Here is a 589-nt window from a genome sequence, read left to right on the forward strand (position 1 = left end):
CGTCGCGCGGCGTGGCGACGGCGGCGGCGCGCCGGGCGAAGAAGACCTCCAGGATCTCGCGGATGTCGTAGATGTTGCGGACGAAGCGCTCGTCCACCGCGCGCACCTCCGCGCCCTTGTGGGGGGATATGCGGACCAGCCCCTCGCCCTGCAGCTGCAGCAGCGCCTCGCGCACCGGCATCTGGCTGCTGTCGTATTGCCGCGCAAGCTCGACGATCTTGAGCCGGGCTCCCATGGGCAGGCGGCCCTTGAGGATGTCGGCGCGCAGGCGGTCGCGGATGCGCTGGGCATGCGTCCCTCGTTCCGATTCGCCCATGCCGCCTCCTTGCCGAAGCGGCGACATGAGCGGGAATCAGCCTTTCGGGTCAATCGCCTCGGCGACCGCTTCCTTTTTCTCCGCGGGGAGGAGCTCCATCACGAGGATGAAGCCGKCCAGCGCGCAGCAGATGGCGTTGGTCAGCATCAGCGGCCACTGACCGAGCAGGACGCCGTAGGCGAGCCAGAGTGTGAAACCCACGACGGTCAGCGCATAGGTGCCGGCCGAGATGCTCTTCGTGTCGCGCGTGCGGATGATCTTCCAGGCCTGCGG

2 protein-coding genes are annotated in these 589 nt (G+C 68.4%); both read right to left on the bottom strand.

The window, feature by feature from the left end:
• Positions 1–316 (bottom strand): GntR family transcriptional regulator (locus AC1DWF_RS36710; RefSeq protein ID WP_476843350.1); only part of this gene is annotated, 316 nt, incomplete at its 3' end.
• 36 nt (positions 317–352) lie between these two features.
• On the bottom strand, positions 353–589 hold a 237-nt coding region (locus tag AC1DWF_RS36715), incomplete at its 5' end, for a SemiSWEET family sugar transporter (RefSeq protein WP_476843351.1).

It is taken from the genome of Aminobacter sp. P4_D5 (assembly GCF_056401815.1).